9 protein-coding genes and 1 tRNA gene are annotated in these 7,530 nt (G+C 65.6%); 9 read left to right on the forward strand and 1 reads right to left on the reverse strand.

Translation table 11 applies throughout. The annotated features are described in order from the left end of the window. Positions 1-83 precede the first annotated feature (83 nt). From VGV37_RS06805 to VGV37_RS06845, 9 genes are all read left to right on the forward strand, one after another. A complete protein-coding gene (locus VGV37_RS06805; RefSeq protein ID WP_326878888.1) occupies positions 84-1,133 on the forward strand; it encodes a baseplate J/gp47 family protein in 1,050 nt (349 codons plus the stop codon). Next, positions 1,130-1,813 (forward strand): putative phage tail protein, encoded by a 684-nt coding sequence (locus VGV37_RS06810; RefSeq protein ID WP_326878889.1) that lies wholly within the window; start codon positions 1,130-1,132, stop codon positions 1,811-1,813. Before VGV37_RS06805 ends, VGV37_RS06810 begins: the two co-directional genes overlap by 4 nt. Further along, entirely contained in the window at positions 1,813-2,760 is a 948-nt protein-coding gene (locus tag VGV37_RS06815) for a hypothetical protein (protein WP_326878890.1), read from the forward strand. The genes VGV37_RS06810 and VGV37_RS06815 overlap by 1 nt, the downstream gene beginning before the upstream one ends. Position 2,761: 1 nt before the next feature. Next, positions 2,762-3,190: a hypothetical protein gene (locus VGV37_RS06820; RefSeq protein WP_326878891.1), complete on the forward strand. Its 429-nt coding sequence runs from the start codon at positions 2,762-2,764 to the stop codon at positions 3,188-3,190. Between the two features lie 32 nt (positions 3,191-3,222). Beyond that, on the forward strand, positions 3,223-3,597 hold the full coding sequence (locus VGV37_RS06825; protein WP_326878892.1) for a hypothetical protein: 375 nt from the start codon (positions 3,223-3,225) through the stop codon (positions 3,595-3,597). A 44-nt stretch (positions 3,598-3,641) separates the two neighbouring features. After that, a complete protein-coding gene (locus VGV37_RS06830) occupies positions 3,642-4,520 on the forward strand; it encodes a hypothetical protein (protein ID WP_326878893.1) in 879 nt (292 codons plus the stop codon). A 94-nt stretch (positions 4,521-4,614) separates the two neighbouring features. Continuing rightward, on the forward strand, positions 4,615-5,070 hold the full coding sequence (locus VGV37_RS06835; protein ID WP_326878894.1) for a DUF4376 domain-containing protein: 456 nt from the start codon (positions 4,615-4,617) through the stop codon (positions 5,068-5,070). A gap of 1 nt (position 5,071) precedes the next feature. Beyond that, entirely contained in the window at positions 5,072-6,397 is a 1,326-nt protein-coding gene (locus tag VGV37_RS06840; protein WP_326878895.1) for a hypothetical protein, read from the forward strand. 113 nt (positions 6,398-6,510) lie between these two features. Then, positions 6,511-7,320, forward strand: a complete 810-nt coding sequence (locus VGV37_RS06845; RefSeq protein ID WP_326878896.1) for a DNA adenine methylase — start codon at positions 6,511-6,513, stop codon at positions 7,318-7,320. Between the two features lie 130 nt (positions 7,321-7,450). Here the strand turns inward: VGV37_RS06845 and VGV37_RS06850 are convergent. Continuing rightward, positions 7,451-7,527, reverse strand: a tRNA-Arg gene (locus VGV37_RS06850). Between the last annotated feature and the right edge of the window lie 3 nt (positions 7,528-7,530).

Here is a 7,530-nt window from a genome sequence, read left to right on the forward strand (position 1 = left end):
CTCCTGCTCGACGTCGTCATCCAGAAGCCTGACGGCTCGGTCCTCCCCCTTCGGTTCGCCATTGTCTGGCAGGCGGTTTCCTGATGCCCTTTTCCGTCCCGAGCCTTGCAGACTTGGTCACGTCGATCGCCGGCGACATCAAGTCCCGGCTGACCAATGCCGACGCGCTGCTGCGCCGCTCGACCTTCTATGTCGCGGGCCGAGTCATCGCCGGCGCCGCGCGCGGCCTCTATGGCTTCATCCAGTACCTGGCCGACCAGTTGTTCGTCGCGACGGCCGAGAAGACCTATCTGGAGCGGCACGCCTCGCTCAAAGGCCTGGCGCGTAAGCTGCCTGCCGTCGCGACCGGCACCGCGGTCGCCACCGCCTCGACCCCTACGACCATTCCGGCCGGCCAGCTGCTCCAGCGCTCGGACAATCAGCAGTTCGTCACCACGGCGGCCGTGACGATCGCCGGCGGCCCCGCCTCGCTTCCGCTCGCCGCCACGCTCGGCGGCACCGCCGGCAACACGGCCGCCGCCACGACCTTGACCTTCCTCAATCCGATCGCCGGCGTGACCGTGACCGTGGACGGCAATGGGCTTACCGGCGGCACCGATACCGAGACCGACGACGAGTTGCGCGCGCGGCTGCTCGACGTCTGGCAGAACCCGCCGCAGGGTGGCGCTGCGGCCGATTACGAGGAATGGGCCAAGGAAGTGCCCGGCGTGACCCGCGCGTTTGTCTTCAAGTATTGGCAGGGTCCGGGCACGGTCGGCGTCGCGTTCGTGCTGGACGACCAGGCCGGCTCGATCATTCCGGGTGCCGGCACCGTCACCGCCGTCCAAGCCCAGCTCGACGTCAAGGCGCCCGTCACCGCGACGCCCTACGCGATCACGCTGCAGGCCGTCACGATCAACGTTGCGGTCCATCTGCAGATCGACAATTCGGTCAACCGAGCCGCCGTCCTGGCCAGCCTGGCCGACCTGTTCCGCACCGCCGGCGAGCCGGGAACCGTGCTGTTCCACGACCTGATCGAAGCGACCGTGCAGGACGCCGGCGGCGGCGGCCAGGGCGACGTCGTCTCCCCGGCCGGCGACACCGTGATTGCCGATTACCAGGTCGCCGAGCTGGGCGCGGTGACCTTCCAATGACCGCGCTCGGCGACCAGTACGGGCTTCAGCTGCTGAAGCTGCACCCGCCGGGCGCTGCCTGGCCCCGCGATCCATCGACCGTGCGCGGCCGGTTCTGGGCGGCGATCGGCGATGGCCTGGCCCGGATCGAAGCGGCGGCGCTGGCGCTGCTCGACGAGGCCGACCCGCGCACAACCGTCCAGATGATCCCGGAATGGTACGAGCAACTCGGCATCGTACCGGGCAACGACGAGTTCATCGGCTACACGGTCGATACCACCGAGGTCTCGATCGACACGGCGCTGGTGACCTCGGACATCACGCTGATCGGTGTGATCGAAGGTGCCGATGCGGACCTGACCGTGCCCGAGCAACAGGCCTTCATCACCGCCCAGGTCAACGCGGTCGGCGGCCAGACTAAGGCCTATTTCATCGGGCTCGCCGCCAGCCTCGGCTACACGATCACCATCACGACCTATCGCCGCGCGGTCGCCGACGTGCTGGCCGCCGACACGCCGATCTGGGGTGACGCCTGGTGCTTCGCCTGGACGATCTCGGTCACGGCCGCGCCTGCCGGCTTCACCGTTCCGCTGCGCGCCGATGCACCCGGAAGCGACCCCGGCCGCAACAGCTTCGAGCGCCTCATCCGGCGCGTGGCACCCGCCCACACCTACGTCCTGTTCGACTATGAGAGCCTCTGATGCATCGGATTGATTCGACCACTGCCGTCGCGGCTCTTCCGGTACCTCGCGCAGAAGGCACGCCCGGGTACTTCGTCAATGGCGATCCCGCCGTCGGCCAGGTCGCGACGTCGGTCACTCACGAGTGGCTCAACTCGGTCCAGGAAGAAATCGCCGGCGTCATCGAAACCGCCGGGGAGACCCTGGACAAAACCAACAACCGGCAACTGCTTGCCGCCATCCAGCAGCTGATTTCGTCGATGGATGGCTGGTCGACCGGCGACGTCAAGATCACGCTGAAAGCGGCGGCAGACGCCGGCTGGGTCCTGATGAACGACGGGTCGATCGGCAACGCGGCGTCGGGCGCGACGGCCCGGGCCAATGCCGATACGCAGGCGCTGTTCACCCTGCTCTGGACCAATGTCTCCAACGGGAATGCGGCCCTTCAGACCAGCGCGGGCGGGGCGGTCGCGCGGGGCGTTTCGGCCGCGGCGGACTTCGCGGCGAACCGGCGCCTGGTGCTGCCGGCTGTCCTCGGCCGGTCGCTCGCGATCGCCGGCGCTGGTGTAGGCCTGACCGCCAGGAACCTCGGCGACATCGCTGGTGCGGAAACCCATGTTCTGGCGCTCGGCGAGCTGCCGGCACACACCCATAGCGGTACCACCGGCAACGAAAGCGCCAACCACACGCACAGCGGCACCACCGGCACGGAAAGCCAGTCGCATACCCACAGCGTCGCCGGCACGCTGAACGGCGGCGTCGGTGCCGCCAGCGGCGGCCAAGTCACCAGTTCTGGCGGCGCCTTCAACACCGGCACCCCGAGCCAGCCCCATACCCATGCCATTACCACCGGGACCGAGAGCGTATCGCACACGCATGCCTTCACCACGGACGCCGGGACCGGCGGCGGCGGCGCGCATTCGAACATGCAGCCGACCGCCTTCCTGAACGTGATGATCAAGCTCTGATATGTCCCATGCCGAGATCCTGTTGTGGGACATCCGACGCGGCCTGCAGGCTTTCGGCGCCGGCCATAGCGCCGCGATCTGCAAGCTATGCGGGGGCGACGGCTTCCGCACCCTCGACGTCAGCCTGCTGCCGTGGCGCCGCCGGATCCCGTGCCAGAACTGCCGACGCACCGGGTTCCAGCCGCTCGGCGATCCGCGCGGCCTCGCGGCCCAGCTGCTCGACCGCGTCGACACGGTGCAGGACGTAATGGAAGACGCCGAAGCGGTCAGCCTGGTGCTGCACGTCTATCGCGTACCCGGACGCGACCTCGAACGCATCCTGCAGACGGCCGGCTACCGCGCGCGCTGGCCGATCCAGACCACCCGGCCTGGCAGCTCGCCGCCGCTTCCCACGCCCCCTCAATTTCACACTGGAAAGCAAACACCATGACAATGAAAGTTACCGCGGCGGTCGGGGCGGTCATGCTCGACGCAGTGAAGCCATTGCTGAACGGCGGCACCTGCAACTGGTATTCAGGCACTCAACCGACCAATCCGGACACGGCGCTGTCGGGCAACACGCTGCTGGCCACCTGGACCTTCAGCGCGACGGCCTACGGCTCGGACAGCTTGGTCAGCGGCAATGAGCAGGCGACAGGTTCCTTCGTTAGCGCTTCTGTATCCCCCGTCGCCAATGGCACGGCCACGTTCGCGCGTTGCCTGAAGTCCGACGGCACGACGGTCGTCTGCGATTTGACCATCGGCACCTCCGGTACCGACATCGTCATCGGCACGACCACCGTGAACACGACAATTCCCATTACGCTGACCGACGTCATGAAGCTGGCGGTGGACTGATCGTGATTGAGGTCGCCGCTGCCGTTCGAATGTCGGAGAGATAGATGCTGGCTGCAGATTTCGTGGCGGCGACCGGCACGACCGGCACCGGCACCTGGACCCTGACCGCGCTGGCCAACTTTGCCAATTTCAATGAGCCCTACGGACCGTCGGGCACCTATCGCGTCGTCTATTCGGCGCGCGACGGGGTCGGCAATTTCGAAGCCGGATACGGTCAGCTGACGCTCGGAACGGGCAACACGTCGACGTTGACGCGTAGCCCGCGCAAAACACGGACCAGCAGCGGCACGTACGTGACCGGCACGGGCGCTAGCCCATTGAACTTTACGACGGCGCCGACCGTCGAACTGGATCCCGTCTCCTTCAACTTGTTTCCATCGACCGGGCCGCTCTATTCCGGCGGCAACTGGACGCCGATAGGGCAGGTGGCGAGCATTCAGGCCGCCGGGTTCACGGCGAACGCGTCGGATACGATCTATCGCTGCACATTCGACTGGGACATCGGGGCGCCCGTTTCAAGCTTCGGCGTCTATATCGACTCCGGCAATGCCGCAGGACATATCCGGCTCGCCATCTATGCGCCGCTCCTGGATGGCGACGCGGGCGCGCTGATGTGGGATTCGGGCGATCTGTCAACGGCAGCGACCGGCAACGTGGGCTCGACCGGCGGTCTCGATCTGCCGCCAGGCCAGTACTTCCTGGACATGAATACCAATATTTCGACGGTCAAACTCTGCCCCAATTCATACGAGTTCAAGCGACCCTCGTTGCTCGACGCGGCGTATTACGAAAACCGCGTGAGGCTCTGGTCAAAAGCCTCGACCTACGGAGCACCCGCAAGCGTGGCCCCCACCACCTCCAGCGGCTTCTCGGCTCTAGCACCCAATACGTACCTCAGCCCCTGCCTGTATGTGAGGCCCTAGCATCGTGGATCTGACGTGGACTGCATATCCGGACATCGACCTCAGCGCTGCTGGCGTCTGCGAGGCCATCCGTGCCGCTGGCGTCAAGACGCAGATGAGCGGCCAGGAGTTTCAGGTCAGCGATCTGGCCGCAGCACAAGCTGCTGTCGCGGCGCACGATCCAGTCGCCGTCCTCCGGGGTGTAGCTGTGGCGGCGACCGAGGCGCAGTATGACGGGGTCATCGCCGCCGGGTTCGCCTATCAAGGCAAGCTGTTCCAGATCGACGACGGGTCGCGGCAGGACATGGCAGCTATCGGCGCTATGGCGCTCGGATCGATACGCGATCCAGACGGCTCGCCCTGGTCGGCCGGCTTCTACTGGATCGCGGCGGACAACAGCGAAGTGCCGATGTCGGCGGCCGAGGCTTACGCCTTCACCTTCGCGGCTGGCGCCTATGTATCGAGCTGCATCCTCTATTGCCGGGCGCTGAAAAATCACATCCTCGCCGCCGGCACGGCCGACGCGGTTGCCGCCGTTGACGTAGCGGCCGGCTGGCCAGCGAGCCAGTAACATGCCGTTCGGCGCGAAGCCATTCGGTACGGCCCCCTTTGGCGGCGCGGTGGCGGCGAGCGCGGGTGGAGTAGTCGCCGTCTGCACGATGGGCCTGCCGACCGGCAAGATCGCGGCCACGGCGTCGCAAGCGCAGTCCGCTGTGGCCGCGCTGATGGTTGCCGCTCTGGCCGCTGCTGGCGTGGCGACGCAAGCCCAAGGCGCCGTCGCATCGTCGAGGTTACCCGCGCTGACCGCCCCAGCGACGGGAAGCCAAGGCCAAACGGCGAGCGCGGCGCTGGTATTGCCGAGCCTGACGACATCGGCTTTGGCTTCGCAGGGCCTGTCGGCCTCCGCCGGCACGATGCTTCCCCGCCTAGCGATCGCGGCTACGGCAAGTCAGGCTCAGACTGCTGCCGTCGCACCGATCCTGCCCAGGCTGGCGACGGTCGCCAATGCGTCGATGGGCTTGACCGCAATCGCGGCGATCTCTCTGCCGGTGCCGGTCGTATCGGTGGTTGCGGGCCAGGCGCAAGTCGCCGTCGCTGGGATCCAGCCGTTGCCGCCGTTTGTCGCGGCAGCGGCAGGACAGGCCCAGAGCGCGACAGCTTCATGCCTCTTGCCGTTACCGACGATGGCCGCGACTGCAGCCATGGGCGGCATCGCAACTGCAGTTTGGATGCTCCCGGCGCTCCGCACGGCTGCCACGGCGATGCAGGCGCTATCGGCCGTCGGCAACGCCACGCTGCCAAACTTGGCTACGGTTGCGACAGCTACCTTGACGTCGATCGGCGCCGCCACGCTGGCGCTACCATCGTTGCGGCTGGCCGTTGCGGCGAGCCAAACGCAATCCGCAGCGCTGAAACTGTCGCTTCCGGACTTGTTTTCGGGCGCGATCGCGACGCCGGCCGTCGCTGCCCTCACGGTCGACCCGGCCGGGCTTCTCGTAGGGCCGCCCCTGGCGCGTCGCCTGGTCGGTCCGGCTCTCGTTAGGAAATTGAATGGTAGGCGTGGCATGACCGACATCGCGGAGACCTGGTCGCCGATCATGGCTGGGACACAGCGGATCTTCGAACTGGATTTCACCGAACAACTTCCGCTCGGGGCGACGCTCAATGCCGACAGCTTGGTCTGGCGTTGCGGCATCGCCAGCGGGATCGGTGACGACGATCCGCAGTCACGTCTGCAGGTTCCCGGGCAGGCCCTTCTAGGATGTGTCGCGGTGACCATGGGAGGGCCTTTCCTGGGAAACAACGTCTATCGACTTCAGGCGAATGTCGTTACCAGCACGGGCGAAACACTGCCTCTGTCCGGCCTGGTACGCTGTTTTCCTGATCCCATTCCATAGCCCCAAACGGGGGCTCGGGGCGCTGGCACGCCCCAAGCCGCGAGGGTTCAGCTCGCTCGACGAATCGACCCGTTCCCCACAGGGGGGCGGGTTAATAACCGAGAGAACAAAACGTGTCCAGCGTTCGCGTAGACCCCATCGCGCCTTACATCGGCGGCAAGCACAAATTGGCCGCTCGCATCACTGCGATCATCGAAGCCACGCCTCACGACCTGTATGCCGAACCGTTTGTCGGCATGGGCGGCATTTTCCTACGCCGAAGCAGGGCCGCCAAGGTCGAGATCATCAATGACTATAGCCAGGATGTGGCCACGCTGTTTCGCATCCTTCAGCGTCACTTTCCGCAGTTCCTGGACGTCCTGAAATGGCAACTCACCACGCGGGCGGATTTCGATCGCCTCGCACAGGTTGACCCGACCACGCTGACCGATCTGGAGCGGGCCGCGCGCTTCCTGTACCTCCAGCGCACAGGCTTCGGCGGCAAAGTCGCCGGCAGGAACTTCGGCACCAGTCGCACCGGGCCGGCACGGTTCGATCTCAACAAGCTGGTGCCTTTGCTCGAAGCGGTGCACGAACGGCTGGCATCTGTCGTCATCGAGCGACTGCCTTACGAGGATTTCATCCGCCGCTACGATCGCGAGGGCGCCCTGTTCTATCTCGACCCGCCGTATTACGGCTCGGAGGCTGACTACAGCGATACGGCCGACCTTTTTTCGCGGCTGGATTTCGATCGCCTGGCGCTCGTGCTTCGCACCATCAGAGGGCGATTTCTGGTCTCGCTGAACGACCATCCAGGCGTTCGTCGAGCCTTCGACGGCTTCGCTTTCGAGGAAATCGAAACCACCTACACGATCGGCGGTAACGGTTCAGCGAAGCGGGTCGGCGAATTGATGATCACGAAGCCCCAAAATATGTCTTCGTAGGTGCCAAACCCACCGGCAACCTGTGCCAAAACTCGCGGCGCGCTATAACAACCCGAGCGATTAGCCGACCGTTGGATTTTCTATGCAACAAAAAGCCCTGAAACCATACGGATTTCAGGGCTTTGATGCTTGGTGTCCCCGACGTGATTCGAACACGTGACCCCCGGTTTAGGAAACCGATGCTCTATCCTGCTGAGCTACGGAGACATG

This window comes from Aliidongia sp. (genome assembly GCF_035943795.1).
In the GTDB taxonomy this organism is placed as follows: domain Bacteria; phylum Pseudomonadota; class Alphaproteobacteria; order ATCC43930; family CGMCC-115725; genus Aliidongia.

What these genes read in the sequence shown, in the direction of transcription:
- VGV37_RS06815 (WP_326878890.1), top strand. Translation starts at nt 1,813, where the DNA reads ATGCATCGGATTGATTCGACCACTGCCGTCGCGGCTCTTCCGGTACCT.
- VGV37_RS06805 (WP_326878888.1), top strand. Translation starts at nt 84, where the DNA reads ATGCCCTTTTCCGTCCCGAGCCTTGCAGACTTGGTCACGTCGATCGCC.
- VGV37_RS06840 (WP_326878895.1), top strand. Translation starts at nt 5,072, where the DNA reads ATGCCGTTCGGCGCGAAGCCATTCGGTACGGCCCCCTTTGGCGGCGCG.
- VGV37_RS06820 (WP_326878891.1), top strand. Translation starts at nt 2,762, where the DNA reads ATGTCCCATGCCGAGATCCTGTTGTGGGACATCCGACGCGGCCTGCAG.
- VGV37_RS06825 (WP_326878892.1), top strand. Translation starts at nt 3,223, where the DNA reads ATGCTCGACGCAGTGAAGCCATTGCTGAACGGCGGCACCTGCAACTGG.
- VGV37_RS06830 (WP_326878893.1), top strand. Translation starts at nt 3,642, where the DNA reads ATGCTGGCTGCAGATTTCGTGGCGGCGACCGGCACGACCGGCACCGGC.
- VGV37_RS06835 (WP_326878894.1), top strand. Translation starts at nt 4,615, where the DNA reads ATGAGCGGCCAGGAGTTTCAGGTCAGCGATCTGGCCGCAGCACAAGCT.
- VGV37_RS06810 (WP_326878889.1), top strand. Translation starts at nt 1,130, where the DNA reads ATGACCGCGCTCGGCGACCAGTACGGGCTTCAGCTGCTGAAGCTGCAC.